The sequence below is a fragment of the Streptomyces sp. ADMS genome (assembly GCF_033441795.1).
Taxonomy (GTDB): domain Bacteria; phylum Actinomycetota; class Actinomycetes; order Streptomycetales; family Streptomycetaceae; genus Streptomyces.
The window spans coordinates 67,859-83,390 of record NZ_JAVFVX010000015.1 but is presented as its reverse complement, the minus strand read 5'-3'; the positions used below and the strand labels follow the sequence as shown (position 1 = coordinate 83,390).

At 70.8% G+C, this 15,532-nt stretch carries 13 protein-coding genes; 10 read left to right on the top strand and 3 right to left on the bottom strand.

Annotation, left to right across the window (positions count from 1 at the left end):
• The first annotated feature begins 13 nt into the window (after positions 1-13).
• Entirely contained in the window at positions 14-628 is a 615-nt protein-coding gene (locus tag RB628_RS09905; protein WP_318319954.1) for a 5-formyltetrahydrofolate cyclo-ligase, read from the top strand.
• 61 nt (positions 629-689) lie between these two features.
• On the opposite strand, the gene RB628_RS09900 is transcribed toward RB628_RS09905, so the two are convergent.
• Positions 690-3,443: a penicillin acylase family protein gene (locus RB628_RS09900; RefSeq protein WP_318319952.1), complete on the bottom strand. Its 2,754-nt coding sequence runs from the start codon at positions 3,441-3,443 to the stop codon at positions 690-692.
• Positions 3,444-3,642: 199 nt separating this feature from the next.
• Here RB628_RS09900 and RB628_RS09895 point away from each other — a divergent pair, with 199 nt between their 5' ends.
• The 6 genes from RB628_RS09895 to mscL all read left to right on the top strand — a co-directional run bounded on the left by RB628_RS09895 (position 3,643) and on the right by mscL (position 9,446).
• Positions 3,643-5,208 carry a potassium/proton antiporter gene (locus RB628_RS09895; RefSeq protein ID WP_318319951.1) on the top strand — a complete coding sequence of 522 codons (1,566 nt, stop codon included), beginning with the start codon at positions 3,643-3,645 and terminating at the stop codon, positions 5,206-5,208.
• Between the two features lie 228 nt (positions 5,209-5,436).
• Positions 5,437-6,714, top strand: a complete 1,278-nt coding sequence (locus RB628_RS09890; RefSeq protein ID WP_318319950.1) for an MFS transporter — start codon at positions 5,437-5,439, stop codon at positions 6,712-6,714.
• A 69-nt stretch (positions 6,715-6,783) separates the two neighbouring features.
• Positions 6,784-7,131, top strand: a complete 348-nt coding sequence (locus tag RB628_RS09885; protein ID WP_318319949.1) for an FmdB family zinc ribbon protein — start codon at positions 6,784-6,786, stop codon at positions 7,129-7,131.
• A 93-nt stretch (positions 7,132-7,224) separates the two neighbouring features.
• A complete protein-coding gene (locus RB628_RS09880) occupies positions 7,225-8,076 on the top strand; it encodes an S-methyl-5'-thioadenosine phosphorylase (protein WP_318319948.1) in 852 nt (283 codons plus the stop codon).
• 194 nt (positions 8,077-8,270) lie between these two features.
• The gene (locus RB628_RS09875; protein ID WP_412180622.1) at positions 8,271-8,801 is read left to right on the top strand and encodes an RcpC/CpaB family pilus assembly protein; all 531 of its coding nucleotides are present in this window, start codon (positions 8,271-8,273) and stop codon (positions 8,799-8,801) included.
• Between the two features lie 138 nt (positions 8,802-8,939).
• The gene (gene mscL / locus RB628_RS09870) at positions 8,940-9,446 is read left to right on the top strand and encodes a large conductance mechanosensitive channel protein MscL (protein WP_318319946.1); all 507 of its coding nucleotides are present in this window, start codon (positions 8,940-8,942) and stop codon (positions 9,444-9,446) included.
• Between the two features lie 40 nt (positions 9,447-9,486).
• Here the strand turns inward: mscL and RB628_RS09865 are convergent, their stop codons facing one another.
• Positions 9,487-9,666: a hypothetical protein gene (locus RB628_RS09865; RefSeq protein WP_318319945.1), complete on the bottom strand. Its 180-nt coding sequence runs from the start codon at positions 9,664-9,666 to the stop codon at positions 9,487-9,489.
• 143 nt (positions 9,667-9,809) lie between these two features.
• Between RB628_RS09865 and RB628_RS09860 the strand changes: the two genes are divergently transcribed.
• From RB628_RS09860 to RB628_RS09850, 3 genes are all read left to right on the top strand, one after another.
• A complete protein-coding gene (locus RB628_RS09860) occupies positions 9,810-10,841 on the top strand; it encodes a P1 family peptidase (RefSeq protein WP_318319944.1) in 1,032 nt (343 codons plus the stop codon).
• 154 nt (positions 10,842-10,995) lie between these two features.
• Entirely contained in the window at positions 10,996-12,228 is a 1,233-nt protein-coding gene (locus RB628_RS09855) for a L,D-transpeptidase (protein WP_318319943.1), read from the top strand.
• 190 nt (positions 12,229-12,418) lie between these two features.
• Complete coding sequence (locus RB628_RS09850) at positions 12,419-13,165, top strand: DUF6227 family protein (protein WP_318319942.1); 747 nt, start codon at positions 12,419-12,421, stop codon at positions 13,163-13,165.
• A gap of 123 nt (positions 13,166-13,288) precedes the next feature.
• Here RB628_RS09850 and RB628_RS09845 read toward each other — a convergent pair whose 3' ends face one another.
• Complete coding sequence (locus RB628_RS09845) at positions 13,289-15,325, bottom strand: fructose-specific PTS transporter subunit EIIC (protein WP_318319941.1); 2,037 nt, start codon at positions 15,323-15,325, stop codon at positions 13,289-13,291.
• Positions 15,326-15,532: the final 207 nt, after the last annotated feature.

Genomic DNA, 15,532 nt, shown 5'->3' with positions numbered 1-15,532 from the left:
TAGTGGGAGAGCCATGGAGGCAGACGCAGAGCCTGACAAGCGAACGTTGCGGCGGGACCTCCTCGCGGTGAGAAGCGGGTTGACGGCCGCCGACGTCCAGGAAGCGGCGGCGGCTCTGGCCGCCCGCGCGCTCGGCCTGCCCGAACTCGAGCACGCACGCACGGTGGCCGCGTACGTCTCCGTCGGCAGCGAGCCCGGCACCCGCGCGCTTCTCGACGCCCTGCACGCGCGCGGGGTACGGGTCCTGCTGCCGGCCCTCCTCCCGGACAACGACCTCGACTGGGGCACGTACGCCGGGGAGGGGTCCTTGGTGGAGGTGCGGCACGGCGGGCGGATGGCCCTGCTGGAGCCGTCCGGCGATCGCCTCGGGCCGGACGCCGTGACGGGCGCCGGCGCCGTCCTGCTGCCCGGTCTGGCGGTCGACGACCGGGGTCTGCGCCTGGGGCGCGGCGGAGGCTCGTACGACCGTGTGCTGGCCCGGCTGGAGCGCTCGGGCGCCGATCCTGCCCTGGTGGTGCTGCTGTACGACTCCGAGGTCGTCCCCCGCGTCCCTGCCGAGCCGCACGACCGGCCCGTGCAGGCGGTGGTCACTCCCTCGCGCGTACGCCGGTTCCACGGCCCTTCCTGAGACGGAAAACGGAACGGCCCTCCACGCGCGCGTGGAGGGCCGTTCCGGGACTACCGCGTGCTCACGGTTTCAGCAGCAGGGTGTCGCTGGTGCTGTCGTCGACCGCCTTGTCGGTGAAGGACCAGTCGAGCAGTTCGCCCTCGACCCATGTGCTCGTCTGGTCGGTGTAGTGGTCGCTGAAGGCGTGCCCGGAGGCTCCCGTCAGGTTGATCCACTTCGACTTGTCGAGGTCGCCGAGGTTGACCACCATGCGCATCGACGGCACCCAGACGACGCCGTAGCCGCCTGCCGCGTTCCAGCCGGTCGCGTTGACCGTCGCCTCGCCGCCGCCGAGCTTCCAGGGGCCTCGGTTGAGGATGTACTGGACGAAGGCGGGGCCCTCGGTGCCCAGGGTCTGGTTCTTCAGGAACAGGCGGTGCAGCCGGCCCCAGCTCCAGGTGTCGATGTCCTTGCCGAGCTTGGCGGTCAGCTCCCAGCGGGCGTCCGTCATGGCGCGCGCGAACAGCTGGTCGCGGTTGGTCGCGGCCTTCTCCGTGCGAGTGGCCGGCGTGCTCCACCAGTCGTTGTCCTGGTCGTTGATGAGCTTGCGGACCACCTCGAACCAGCGGTCGCCGCCGTCCGGCTGCGCCTGGTCCGCGTCCCGCTGACCGCACTCGAGCACCCGCTGGTCCGCGTCGGCGGGGCTGGTGGTGTTGACCGGCCTGACGTACAGGCACTGGCCCTTGACCCGGACCTCCTTGGGCAGCTTGTTGCCGAAGGCGAGCTTCAGGATGTTGCGCCAGACCGAGTTGAAGTAGGCCGCCGCGGCCGAGTCGGCGTCCTGGGTGTAGTCCCAGCCGACAAGGAGCTTCTGCGCCTCACGGACGTACTTGTCGTCGACGTCGATCGCCAGGAGCTTGGGCACCAGCAGCTTGGCGATCTCGCTGCTGTTGTCGAGCTGCATCTGGCGCATGTCGTCGGTGGAGATCTTGCCGCCGCCCTTGGTCTTCGAGGCGATCAGGTCGGCGATGCGCTGGCTGCGGGTGCCGTAGCCCCAGTCCGTGGTGAGCGTGTACGGGTACTTGGCCTTGTCGACGACGGCCTGGTTGGCGGTCACGATGTAGCCGCGCTCGGGATTGAACTCGAAGGGCAGCTCGGACTGCTTGAGGTAGCCGGTCCAGCGGTACTTGGAGTCCCACCCTGGGACCGGCAGCGAGCCGTCGTCGCCCGCCGCGCGCGTGGGGATGCGTCCCGGCAGCTGGTAGCCGATGTTGCCCTCGGTGTCCGCGTAGACGAGGTTCTGCGAGGGCACGTCGAAGGAGGCCGCGCCCGCGCGGAACTCGGCCCAGTTCGACGCCTTGTCGATCAGGAAGACGGCGTCCATGGAGTTGCCGGGGGACAGCGCGGTCCAGCGCAGTGCTATGCCGTAGCCGTCGCCCCGGTCGGGGGCGGAGGCGTCCACGGTGGCCTTCTGGCCGACCTTGACGAGCTCGTCGTTGCGGTCGGACAGCAGGGGCCCGTTCTCCGTCTCGCGGACGACGATCTTCTTGGACGCGCCGCCCGCGACCTTGATGGTCTCCTCGCGCGTGGTGAACGGCTTCGTCTTCCCGTCGTACAGGTAACCGTCGCCGGAGAGCTTCTCCAGGTAGAGGTCGGTGACGTCGGCGCCCGAGTTGGTCATGCCCCAGGCGATGTCCGCGTTGTGGCCGATTATCACGCCGGGCATGCCCGCGAAGGTGTACCCGGAGACGTCGTACTGGCACTTGCTGGAGACGCTGCGGCAGTGCAGGCCCATCTGGTACCAGACGGACGGCAGCGAGGGCGACAGGTGCGGGTCGTTGGCCAGCAGCGGCTTTCCGCTGATGGTGTGCGAGCCCGCGACCACCCAGGAGTTGGAGCCGATGCCGTTGCCGTTCACCCCGACGGCCGTCGGGACGTCGTCCAGGACCCGGTAGAGGCCCTCCAGCTGGCTCTGGAGCGCCGCGGAGTCCACGGAGGCCGAGGATTCCGTGCCGGAGGACGCGGACGCCGTGCTCGCGGCGCTGCCGCCCTGAACGAACGACTGCGTCGTGGCGTCGTACTCGCCTTCCTGGACGATCGGCTTGTTCCGGCTGTACGGGTACTCCGGGTACAGGTCGGCGATCTGCTGCGGGCCGAGGCGGCTGGTCAGCAGAGAGCGGTCGATCTCGTCCTCCATGTTGCCGCGCAGGTCCCAGGCCATCGCCTTCAGCCACGCGACGGAGTCGACCGGGGTCCACTCCTGCGGCTTGTAGTCGTTGGTGAACCCGAGGGCCGCGTACTCCAGGGAGATGTCCGCGCCGTCCTTGCCCCCGAGGTAGGCGTTGACTCCCCTGGCGTAGGCCTGGAGGTACTTCTTCGTGGCGTCCGACAGGGTCTTGTCGTACTCGTCCTTCGCCACCCGGTCCCAGCCCAGGGTGCGCAGGAACTCGTCGTTGTCGACCTGCCCCTTGCCGAACATCTCGGAGAGCCGGCCCGAGGTCATGTGCCGGCGTACGTCCATCTCGTAGAACCGGTCCTGCGCCTGGACGTAGCCCTGTGCCATGAACAGGTCCTCGTCGGAGGAGGCGTAGATCTGCGGGATGCCGTAGCTGTCGCGCTTGACGTCGACGGGCCCGGACAGGCCTTCGAGGGTGATCGAGCCCTTGGTCTGCGGCAGGGAGGCCCGGACGGTGCTGACGGACCAGAACGCGCCGTAGGCTGCGCCTCCGATGATGGCCAGAACCAGGACGAACACGAACAGTCGGGCTTTGCGCCCCTTCTTCCTGCCGGACTTGCCGGGCTTGTGTCCGGAAGAGCTGGTGGTAGTGGGGGGCATCGCTGTCCTTGCTGTCCTAACGCGAGCGGCAGGCGGTACTGGAGTGCTGGAGCAACCATAGGCGCAGGGCCCGACGCGACTTGACGCGGAGTCGGGTACGCGAACGGACGGGCGTTCGATCATGCCCGTGGAAGCGTCAAGGAATCGTCAAGAGTTAGGTAAGGTAACGAAGTATTCGGGTATGCGGTGACCTCACCTCGTGTCCGATGTACGTGAGCCCGCGCGCGTGCCGCGCCCGGGCCAGGGAAGGGAACGGCCGCTGACTGTCCACCATCTCAACCAGCTCCTGCTCGTCTGCTCGCTCGTCCTCCTCATCGCTGTGGCAGCGGTCCGGGTCTCCTCGCGCAGCGGGCTCCCCAGCCTGCTCGTCTACCTGGGGATCGGCATCGCCATGGGCCAGGACGGCATCGGCGACATCCACTTCGACAACGCCGAACTGACCCAGGTCATCGGATACGCGGCCCTGGTCGTGATCCTGGCCGAGGGCGGACTCGGCACGAAGTGGAAGGAGATCAAGCCCGCCCTCCCGGCCGCGTCCGTGCTGGCGCTGGCGGGAGTCGCGGTCAGTGTCGGGATCACGGCGACGGCGGCGCACCACCTGATCGGGCTGGAGTGGCGGCAGGCGTTCATCATCGGCGCGGTGGTGTCCTCGACGGACGCGGCGGCGGTGTTCTCCGTCCTGCGGAAAATCCCCCTCCCCGCGCGCGTGATGGGCACGCTGGAGGCCGAGTCGGGCTTCAACGACGCCCCGGTGGTCATCCTGGTCGTCTCGCTGTCCACGGCGGGCCCGGTCGAGCACTGGTACACGCTGCTGGGCGTGATCCTCATGGAGCTCGCCATCGGCGCGGCCATCGGTATCGCGGTCGGCTGGCTGGGCTCCTGGTGCCTGAGGCATGTGGCCCTGCCCGCGTCCGGCCTCTACCCCATCGCCGTGATGGCGATCGCGGTCACCGCGTACGCGGCCGGCGCCCTGGCCCACGGCAGCGGCTTCCTCGCGGTCTACCTGGCCGCCATGGTCCTCGGCAACGCCAAGCTGCCGCACTGGCCGGCCACCCGCGGCTTCGCCGACGGCCTGGGCTGGATCGCCCAGATCGGCATGTTCGTCCTGCTCGGCCTGCTGGTGACCCCGCACGAGATGGGCGACGACATCTGGCCCGCGCTCGTCATCGGCCTGGTCCTGACCATGGTGGCGCGCCCGCTGAGCGTGATCGTCAGCCTGGCCCCGTTCCGGGTGCCGTGGCAGGAACAGACCCTGATGTCCTGGGCCGGGCTGCGCGGAGCCGTACCCATCATCCTGGCGACGATCCCCATGGTGAGCGGTATCGAGGACAGCCGTCGCATCTTCAACATCGTCTTCGTCCTGGTCGTCGTCTACACCCTCCTCCAGGGCCCGACGCTCCCCTGGCTGGCCCGCACGCTCCGCCTCGGCAAGGGCGCGGAGGCCGCCGACCTCGGCATCGAGTCGGCCCCTCTGGAGCGGCTGCGCGGGCATCTGCTGTCCGTCGCGATTCCGGACGGCTCCAGGATGCACGGCGTCGAGGTGGGCGAGCTGAGGCTGCCGCCGGGCGCCGCTGTCACCCTCGTCGTACGCGACGAGAAGTCGTTCGTCCCGCTGCCGACGACGGTTCTGCGCCGTGGCGACGAACTCCTCGTGGTGACCACCGACCCGGTCCGCGACGCGACGGAACGACGGCTGCGGGCCGTGGGGCAGGGCGGCAAACTGGCGCAGTGGCTGGGAACGGGCGGGAACGGAGCAGAGGCGTGACGTACCTCGCTTCTTTCTTTCACAGGCGTACCAGCCCGCTTCCCCTGTACAGTGAAGGCGCACCCTGATCGAACCAACTCTGTCTGAAGCAGAGCTGGCGCGACCGTATGGCGGCCGGGACATCCTCTGCGGGGGCGTCGGCATCTACCGCAGTCCGCGCAAGAGGACAGCTCTCGGCGCCGCCCCACGCACGGGGGCCGCGCTACCAGGCAGCGGAAAGGCACGGCCGTGGCATCCACGGTCACCTACGGACAGCTGCTCCGCACCCCCGGCGCCTGGACGTTCCTGCTCCCCGGTTTCACCGCGCGACAGCCGTTCGCGATGCTCACCATCTCCATCGTGCTGCTCGTCCAGCACACCACCGGCTCGTACGGGACCGCCGGCGCCGTGGCCGCCGCCACCGGCGTCTCCATGGCCCTGTGCGCTCCCTACGGAGGCCGCCTCGCCGACCGCTACGGACAGCGCGCGGTCCTCGTCCCCGGTGTCGTCCTGCACACCCTGTCCGGCCTCACCCTGACGGCGCTGGCGCTTACCGGCGCCCCCTTGTGGACGCTGTTCACCGCCGCCGTGCTGACCGGCGCCTCCACGCCCCAGGTCGGGCCCATGGTCCGTGCCCGCTGGGCGGCGAAGCTCCAGGACTCGCCCCTGATGCCGACGGCGGCGGCCTTCGAGTCCGTCACGGACGAGCTGACCTTCGTCTTCGGTCCGCTGCTCGCGACCGCCCTGTGCACAGCTGTCGACCCGGCGGCCGGCCTGGTCACCGAGGCCGCGCTGACCCTCCTCGGCGGCCTCCTGTTCGCGGCGCAGAAGAGCACCCAGCCGTCGGTCGTCACGGACGGCCCGCTCGGCGACGGGCACGCGCGCGCGGAGCGCGTTTCGGCACTGGGCGTCCCCGGGGTACGTGTGCTGATCGTCGCCTTCCTCGGCATCGGGGCCGTCTTCGGCGGTATGCAGGTCTCGCTCGCCGCGTTCAGCGAGTCCACCGGCAACCCCGGCCTGAACGGCGTCCTGTACGGGGTCTTCGCCGCCGGCAACATGCTCTCCGGCCTGGTCTGCGGAGCCGTCACCTGGCGCATGGCACCGCAGCGGCGCCTGCTCGCCGGGTACGCGGCACTCGCGGTCACCGCCTCCGGCCTGTGGACGGCGGAGTCCGCCCTGACGCTGGCGGGGCTCGGCCTGCTGGTTGGCATGTGCATCGCGCCCGCCCTGATCACCGGCTACACCCTGGTCGACGGTCTGGTCCCGGCCGGCGCCCGCACCGAGGCGTTCACCTGGCTGACCGGCGCGGTGGCTCTCGGCCAGGCGACGGCCGTCAGCGTCGCCGGCCAGCTGGAGGACCGCCTCTGGGACGGCGCCGGGTTCCTGGTCCCCATGGGCGGCACGCTGCTGGCCCTGGCGACCCTCGTGGCCCTGCGTTCACGGCTCGCACCAGCAGCGACGATCCCCCCGGAGAGCCGGACCGTGGCACGTGGCGTCGGTCACCGCGTGCCGGTGACAGTGGACTGATCCCCGGGAATACGTCACACTGGACCGTCGTTAGCACTCATCGAGTGAGAGTGCCAGGAGGAAGACACAGTGCCGACCTACCAGTACCAGTGCACGGAGTGCGCTGAGGGCCTCGAAGCGGTGCAGAAGTTCACCGATGACGCCCTGACCGAGTGCCCCAGCTGCGGTGGCCGCCTGAAGAAGGTGTTCTCCGCGGTCGGCATCGTCTTCAAGGGCTCCGGTTTCTACCGCAACGACAGCCGCGGCTCCTCGTCGAGCAGCGCGCCCGCGTCGAAGCCGTCGACGGCGTCCTCATCGACGTCGTCGTCCTCGGACTCGTCGTCGAGTTCGTCGAGCTCCTCGTCGTCCGGCTCGTCCTCGTCGGCCGGCTCTTCGTCGGGCTCCAGCAGCTCGTCGAGCACCAGCTCGGCCGCGTGAACGCCGCCTCTTGACCCGCAGGACCCTGTCGTCGTACGGCGACGGGGTCTTCGGCGTTTCCGCGCGCGGCCGGACAGGTCCTAGTGTGCGGGCATGGTGAACCAGGTGAATCCCGCGAGCGCCGAGATCGGCGTGATCGGTGGCTCCGGCTTCTACTCCTTCCTCGACGACGTGACCGAGACACAGGTGGACACGCCGTACGGCTCCCCCAGTGACTCCCTGTTCCTCGGCGAACTCGCCGGCCGGCGGGTCGCCTTCCTGCCCCGGCACGGACGCGGCCACCATCTTCCGCCGCATCGCATCAACTACCGCGCCAACCTGTGGGCGTTGCGCTCGGCCGGCGTGCGCCAGGTGCTCGCCCCGTGCGCGGTGGGCGGCCTGCGGCCCGAGTACGGCCCGGGCACGCTGCTCGTGCCGGACCAGCTGGCCGACCGTACGAAGTCCCGGGTGGGGACGTTCTTCGACGGCCTGCCGCTGCCCGGCGGCGCCGTCCCCAACGTGGTGCACGTGTCCCTCGCCGACCCCTACTGCCCGGTCGGCCGCGGGGTCGCCCTGGAGGCGGCGCGCGGGCGGGACTGGGAGCCGGTGGACGGCGGCACGCTGACCGTGATCGAGGGGCCGCGGTTCTCCACCCGCGCCGAATCCCTCTGGTACCGGGCGCAGGGCTGGTCGGTGGTGGGCATGACGAGCCATCCCGAGGCGGGGCTCGCCCGTGAGCTGGAGCTCTGTTACACGTCGTTGGCCCTTGTCACCGACCTCGACGCGGGTGCGGAGACCGGCGAGGGCGTCTCGCACGAGGAGGTGCTCCAGGTGTTCGCGGCGAACGTGGACCGGATGCGGGGTGTGCTGTCCGACGCGGTGGCGGCGCTGCCGACGAGTGCGACGCGGGACTGCCTGTGCGCGAAGGCGCTGGGCGGGATGGATCCGGGCTTCGAACTGCCCTGATCCCGAGGCCGGGCGGGGGGCCGGGCAGGCGGCGGGGGGGCGGGCGGAGCGGAACTCCTCGTTCGGGTGAGCGAGTTGTCCACAACCGGCGAGTAACACACAGGCCTCAGCGCGGTTCGCCGCGAGGCCTCATCGTGGGAGCGCCAGCAGGTCCCTCGTCACAGGTGGTGGTCCTCGTGTCTCCCGTACGTCCCGTGCAGTCCGTTCCTCTCGTACCCGCGCCCTGCGAGGTGCCGCACTTCGCTCCCGTGCGCGTGCGCGGCGGGCGGTGTCGACTGCGGCGCCTGGTGCGGCACCGGAGGCGGGCGCTGGCCGTCGGCCTCGCCGTCACGGCGGCGGCGATCGTGGCCGCCGGCCCACGTGAGGCGGCGGGGCCACCGCCCGACGTCGGACGGGTCCGGGGGCACCCCGTGGCGGATCCGGTACGGGAGCGGCCCGCGGTGGAGATGGTGACGGCACCGGTACGGATCGCCGACGCGGCCACGGTGCGGCTGCTGCGACCCGGTGACCGGGTCGACGTCATCGCGGCCGAGGAGACGCCGACGGGCACCGACGCCCGGGTGGTCGCACGGCGGGCACGGGTGACGCAGGTGCCGGAGGCCCCGTCGCCCGAGGACAGTGTGGTCGAGGGCGGGGCCCTGGTCGTGCTCTCGGTGCCGCACGCAACGGCGTCGCGGCTGGCCGGCGCGGGCGCGACGGCACGGCTGGCGGTGACCCTGTGGTGAGCGGTGGTGCGATCGCCTCGAACCGGCTGCCGTCGAGTCCCTCGTTGGAGCTAGCCAATTGGACACGGCTGCCGGTCGTTGGCATAGGTTGCGGAACTGTTTGTTCCACCATTTGCCTGTACGAGGAGAGACCCCGCGGTGAGCGAGAAGAAGCAACCGGGCGTCTGGGACGGCTTCAAAGCCTTCCTGACGCGCGGCAACGTCGTCGATCTGGCGGTCGCGGTAGTCATCGGCACCGCGTTCACCAACATCGTCAACTCGGTGGTGAAGGGCGTCATCAACCCCATGGTGGGGGCGTTCGGGACCAAGGCCCTCGACAACTACAGCTCCTGTCTCAAGGACCCCTGCACCGGCACCGGCGACACCGCGACGGGCATCCGGATCATGTGGGGCTCGGTCCTGGGCTCCACCCTCACCTTCCTGATCACCGCCGCCGTCGTCTACTTCCTGATGGTCCTGCCCATGTCGAAGTACCTGGCCCGGATGGCCGCACGGCAGAAGGCGAAGGAGGGCGCGCAGGAGATGATCGAGGTGAGCGAGCTGGAGGTCCTCAAGGAGATCCGCGACGCCTTGGTGGCCCAGCGGAGCGCCGGGCACGACGAAACCCTGGTGGCCCAGCGGGACTCCCGGCACAGCGAGCGGTAGGCGGCGCGCCCGGCCGCGTACAGAGGGCGTCCGGACTGGTTCAGAGGTGGTGGGGCGGCTTCTCGTCGAGGAAGCGCTTCAGGTCGGCCGCGCCGTCACCGCCACCCGGGCGCTCGCCCCACCCTCGGTCCGTGTCGTCCGACGACTGCTGGTCCAGCGGGTCGTCGAAGACCAGCGCGGGCTTCGGATCGCGCGGTTCGGGGGCGGCGGGGGTGCTCATGCCTCAAGGGTACGTCCCACCCGCCGGACCCTGTCCGGGCCGTGGCGGGCGCCGGAGCGCGATCCGGCGCCCGCGGAAGCGCCGAAGGGGGTCTTCAACCGCTGAGGCCGAAGAAGGGGCGGCGCTGGACAACACTGGGCGTCATGACAGTTGACGCTCTGACAGATGTCGCCGGCCTGCGAGTGGGGCACGCGACCCGTATCGGCGGCGGGTGGCTCACCGGCACGACGGTCGTGCTCGCACCGGAGGGCGGGGCCGTGGCGGCCGTGGACGTGCGGGGCGGCGGACCCGGCACCAAGGAAACCGACGCCCTGGATCCGCGCAACGTCGTGCGCGGTGTCGAGGCGGTGGTGCTGACGGGCGGCAGCGCGTACGGGCTGGACTCGGCCTCGGGCGTGATGGCCTGGCTGGAGGAGCGGGGGCGCGGCGTGCGGGTCGGCCCCGATCCCGGACACGTCGTGCCGGTGGTGCCCGCCGCCTGCGTCTTCGACCTGGGCCGGGGTGGCGACTTCCGGGCCCGGCCGGACGCGGCCACCGGTCGGTCAGCCGTCGAGGCGGCCGCCGCGAGTGAACCCGGCGCGCCCGTGGCGGAGGGGTGCGTGGGCGCCGGTACGGGGGCCGTGGCCGGGCATCTCAAGGGCGGTGTCGGCACCGCGAGCACCGTGCTCGCGTCGGGGATCACGGTGGCGGCGCTGGTGGTGGCCAACGCGGCGGGGTACCCGGTGGATCCGGAAACGGGGGTGCTGTACGGGGAGTTGTTCGAGGGGCGACGGGTCGGGTATCCGGCAGCCGGTGTGCACGAGAGGGCACGGCGGCGGCTGGCCGAGGTCGCCGCGCAGGCCCCCCTTCCGCCGCTGAACACCACGCTCGCGGTGGTCGCGACCGACGCGGCGCTGTCGAAGGCGCAGGCGCAGAAGGTGGCCGGCACGGCGCACGACGGCATCGCGCGTGCCGTACGACCCGTACATCTGCTCACCGACGGGGACACCGTGTTCACGTTGGCGACGGGGGCGCGTCCGCCGGCCGAGGACAACCCGCTCGCGCTGAACGAGATCCTCACGGCGGGCGCGGACCTGGTGACCCGGGCGATTGTCCGGGCCGTACGGGCGGCGGAGTCGGTGGCGGGGCCGGGTGGTACATGGCCGTCGTACGGAGAGCTGTACGGGGGCCGTTGACGCGGCGCGCCTCCTCGTCGGTTGAGTCGTGATTGTCGCGGTTCTGTCACGTGATGGGTGTGAGGGCGGTCGTCGGGAACCCGGGCCGCCGGTGTTTCCCTCTTTCCTCACGCAGGGAGCGGATCACCCACATCACACAAATCTGGAGCAGCCCGTGACAACGCCGGACACAGCGGCTCGGCGCGTACTGGGGGCCTGTGCCGTCCTGATGGCCGGCGCCCTGACCCTCACCGCGTGCGGTGGCAACAACAGCGGAGGCGACGACAGCAAGGGCGGTGGCGGTAAGGGCGGTAGCGGCTCCGTCGCGACGTCGGCCGCGCGGATCGCCATCTCCGCGAAGGACGGTTCGACGGGCGCATCGATCAACACGACCGGTGTGAAGGTCAGCGGCGGCACGCTGACCGGGGTGAAGATGACCGTCGCGGGGTCGGGGGCGGCCGTGGCGGGGGCGGTGTCGGCGGACGGGCGGAGCTGGCAGCCCGCGCGGCAGTTGGAGCGCGGGACGCGGTACCGAATATCGGTGGCCGCGAAGGACGCCGGCGGGCGGGCGGGGACCGCCGAATCGACCTTCACCACGGTCACCAGGGCGAACAGCTTCATCGGGACGTACACGCCGGACAACGGGACGACGGTCGGGGTGGGGATGCCGGTGTCGTTCACGTTCGACAAGGCCATCAGCGACCAGGCGGCCGTGCGCTCGCACATCACGGTCACGTCGAGCAGCGGGCAGGAGGTGGTGGGGCACTGGTTCGGGGCGCGGCGGCTCGACTTCCGGCCCGAGGAGTACTGGAAGGCCGGTTCCAAGGTCACGATGAAGATCGACCTGGACGGGGTCGAGGGTGCCAACGGTGTGTTCGGGGTACAGAAGAAGACCGTGAACTTCACGATCGGGCGCTCGCAGGTGTCCACGGTCGACGTCAGCACGCAGACCATGACGGTCGTCCGGGGCGGGCAGACCGTCAAGAGCATCCCGATCTCGGCCGGCAGCCCGGAGTTCACCACGTACAACGGGCAGATGGTGATCTCCGAGAAGCTGCGGGAGACGCGGATGGACAGCCGTACGGTCGACCTCGCCGACGCGTACGACATCAAGGACGTACCGAACGCGATGCGGTTGACCACCTCCGGGACCTTCATCCACGGCAACTACTGGTACGAGAAGAGCAACCCGCCCTTCGGGCGCACGGGCACCAGCCACGGGTGTGTGGGGCTGCAGGACGTCCAGGGGGCGCAGGGGGCCACGCCGGCGAAGTGGTTCTTCGACAACTCGATGCTCGGGGACGTCGTCATCGTCGAGAACTCCGCCGACAAGCAGGTCGCGCCGGACAACGGTCTCAACGGCTGGAATCTGCCGTGGAGCGAGTGGACGGCGGGGGCTGGTTCCTGACGCCGCCCGAACTGCCTTCCGATCAGGGCCTGTTGACGGATCATTGACGGTTTTCGGGGCCGTGCGGGAACTTTTCGCGCGGTCCGGGCGTCTTCCGGGCGTACGTTTTCTCGGTTCCCGGACATGATGTCCGACCGAGGGGCTACGGTATGCACTCACAAGGTGACATGCAGCAACGCCGGGAGAAGCCTTGAGCGTTCCGTACGAGACGGCAGCGTACGAACCACCCGAGTCGCCCGAGTCTCCGGAGGAGCATCTCGAGCGGCTCCTGGGCCGTGCACTGAACTCATTCGAGCTGCCAGACGACACGATTCGTCGGCTCGACTGCGCGCTGGCGCACGACAGTTCGCTGCACTCCGCGCACCACAGCGCGGGGCTGCACCGCGAGACGTACCGCCACACCTGGCTGCTCGCCGACGGTTCGGCGCTCACCCTCTGGGAGCTGGTGCACAACACCGCGCCGGGGGCGGGTCCGCAGCACGAGGTGTATGTCGACGAGGAGGAGCTGCGCGCCGCCACGGCCCGGCTCCCGCTGCCGGCGGACACCCCGGACTTCGAGCTGCCGGTGACGGTGCAGCTCGCGGCGGTCGTCCAGCCGCGCCACAGGTACGTTCCGGACAACTCGGCGGACCACGCACGCCGTTTACTGCGGCGCGCGGAGAACGCGGACCGGCCGGGGGCGGAGACCGCCGAGTTGCTGCGTTCGGCGTTCGCGCACCAGATCACACAGGCCTTCGGGCGCCCGTGCCGCGCGGGCCGGTCCGGTATCGGCTTCTCGCTCTACGAGCACGCTTTCCTTCTTCCCGGCGGTGAGGAGATCTCCCTGTGGGAGGTCGAGCACACGGCCACGCCGGACGGCCGGCACATGTGCGAGGTGTATCCGTCGGAGGACGGGGCGCGGGACGCGATGGAGCGCCGGGCGGCTCGGACGTCATAACCCCGTACGCCCACCGGTTTCCCCGGCGGAGCGGACGCCACGGTCCCGGACAGCAAACACCTGTCCGGGACCGTGGCGTTTCGCGTGCTCGCAGGCTCGGGATCCGCCTGCTCGTCGCTCCCCCTACGCCGCCACCGGCTCCTTCTTCCCGGCCGCAGCCTGCGCGGCGCCCTCCGGCGACCCGGCGGCCGTGGCGCCCGGTGCCTGCTTGCGCATGCTCTTGAGGATGATCACCAGGGCCGTCGTGACACACGTGCCGGCGGCGATGGCGATCAGGTAGAGGAACGGGCTGCCGATCAGCGGGACCACGAAGATGCCGCCGTGCGGGGCGCGGAGCGTGGCACCGAAGGCCATCGACAGGGCGCCGGTGACCGCGCCGCCCGCCATCGAGGCCGGGATGACGCGCAGCGGGTCCGCCGCCGCGAACGGGATCGCGCCCTCGGAGATGAAGGAGGCGCCGAGCACCCAGGCGGCCTTGCCGTTCTCCTGCTCGGCCGGGGTGAAGAGCTTCTTGCGGACGACGGTGGCCAGCGCCATGCCCAGCGGCGGAACCATGCCCGCCGCCATCACGGCGGCCATGACCTTCATCGCGGCGTCGCTCGGGTCCTGGACGGCGATACCGGCGGTGGCGAAGGCGTACGCGACCTTGTTGACAGGGCCGCCGAGGTCGAAGCACATCATCAGGCCGAGCAGGATGCCGAGCAGGACGGCGTTGGCGCCGGAGAGGCCGGAGAGCCAGTCCGTCATGCCCTTCTGGGCCTCGGCGATGGGCTTGCCGACCACGACGAACATCAGGAAGCCGACGATCAGCGAGGAGATCAGCGGGATCACCACGACCGGCATGATGCCGCGCAGCACCGGCGGGATCTTGATCTTCTGGATCGCGAGGACGATGCCACCGGCCAGCAGACCGGCGACCAGACCGCCGAGGAAGCCGGCCGCGATGTTCGAGGCGATCATGCCGCCGACGAAGCCTGGGACGAGACCGGGCCGGTCGGCCATGCCGTAGGCGATGTAGCCGGCCAGGACCGGGATGAGGAAGCCGAAGGCCACCCCGCCGATCTGGAACAGCAGCGCGCCCCAGCTGTCGACCTGGGTCCAGGAGAAGTGCTCCATGACCGAGGGCGCATTGTTGATCTCCCAGCCGCCGATCGCGAAGCCGAGGGCGAGCAGCAGACCGCCCGCGGCGACGAACGGGACCATGTAACTGACGCCGGTCATCAGCCACTTGCGCAGCTTGGTGCCGTAGTTGTCACCGGACTCACCGGCCCGCTCGACGGGCGTACCGCCGCCCTGGGCACTCGCGGTGACCTCGCCGCGCTCGGCCTTGGCGCGCACGTCGGCGATGAGCTGGGCGGGCTTGTTGATGCCGGCCTTGACGCCGACGTCGACGGTCGGCTTCCCGGCGAAGCGTTCCTTCTCCCGTACGGGCACGTCGTGGGCGAAGATCACGCCGTCCGCGTCGGCGATGACCGCCGGGTCGAGCCGGGTGAACCCGGCCGAGCCCTGCGGCTCGACGACGAGCTCGACGCCCGCCTCGCGGCCCGCGTTCTCCAGCGACTCGGCCGCCATGTACGTGTGTGCGATACCGGTCGGGCAGGAGGTGACGGCGACGATACGGAAGGGCCGCGCGGCCGGCTGGGTGACTGTACCCGCGGCGGCTTCGGCGGAGGCCGCCGCCGAAGCCGCCGCGGAGTCGTCGGCGCCCGCTGCCGGGGCCTCGTCGCCGCGGATCAGCGCGGCGGCGCTCGTCGCGTCGCCCACCGACCGCAGCGCCGCCGTGAACTCGTCGTTCATCAGCTGCCGGGCCAGCGACGACAGGATCGTCAGATGGGCGTCGTCGGCGCCGGCCGGGGCCGCGATCAGGAAGATCAGGTCGGCGGGGCCGTCCGCCGCACCGAAGTCGATCCCGGCGGCGCTGCGCCCGAAGGCCAGCGTCGGCTCGGTCACGTGTTCGCTTCGGCAGTGCGGGATGCCGATGCCGCCGTCGAGGCCGGTCGGCATCTGGGCTTCACGGGCGGCCACGTCGGCGAGAAAGCCGTCGAGGTCGGTCACCCGACCCTTCGCCACCATGCGCTCGGCGAGGGCACGGGCCGCCGCATCCTTGGTCTGGGCGGACAGGTCGAGGTCGACCAGATCCGCGGTGATCATCTCGCTCATCGCGGGCTCCTTCGCACGCGTATCGCCCGGAAAGTGGGGTGGGCGGGGCTGGGGACGGGGGTGGTGCGGGTGGTGCGGTGGGGGTTCATGGGGAGGGGGGTGGCTGCGGCGGGGCCGGGGGAACCCCGCCGCGTCAGGGCCGGTTCAGGGAGGACACGCAGACGGAAGCTCATGACACCGGCTCCCTCAGCACACGATCCACGGGCA

Coding starts and splice junctions, on each gene's coding strand:
- RB628_RS09880 (WP_318319948.1), top strand. CDS start 7,225: ATGGTGAACCAGGTGAATCCCGCGAGCGCCGAGATCGGCGTGATCGGT.
- RB628_RS09905 (WP_318319954.1), top strand. CDS start 14: ATGGAGGCAGACGCAGAGCCTGACAAGCGAACGTTGCGGCGGGACCTC.
- RB628_RS09900 (WP_318319952.1), bottom strand. CDS start 3,443: ATGCCCCCCACTACCACCAGCTCTTCCGGACACAAGCCCGGCAAGTCC.
- RB628_RS09845 (WP_318319941.1), bottom strand. CDS start 15,325: ATGAGCGAGATGATCACCGCGGATCTGGTCGACCTCGACCTGTCCGCC.
- RB628_RS09865 (WP_318319945.1), bottom strand. CDS start 9,666: ATGAGCACCCCCGCCGCCCCCGAACCGCGCGATCCGAAGCCCGCGCTG.
- RB628_RS09860 (WP_318319944.1), top strand. CDS start 9,810: ATGACAGTTGACGCTCTGACAGATGTCGCCGGCCTGCGAGTGGGGCAC.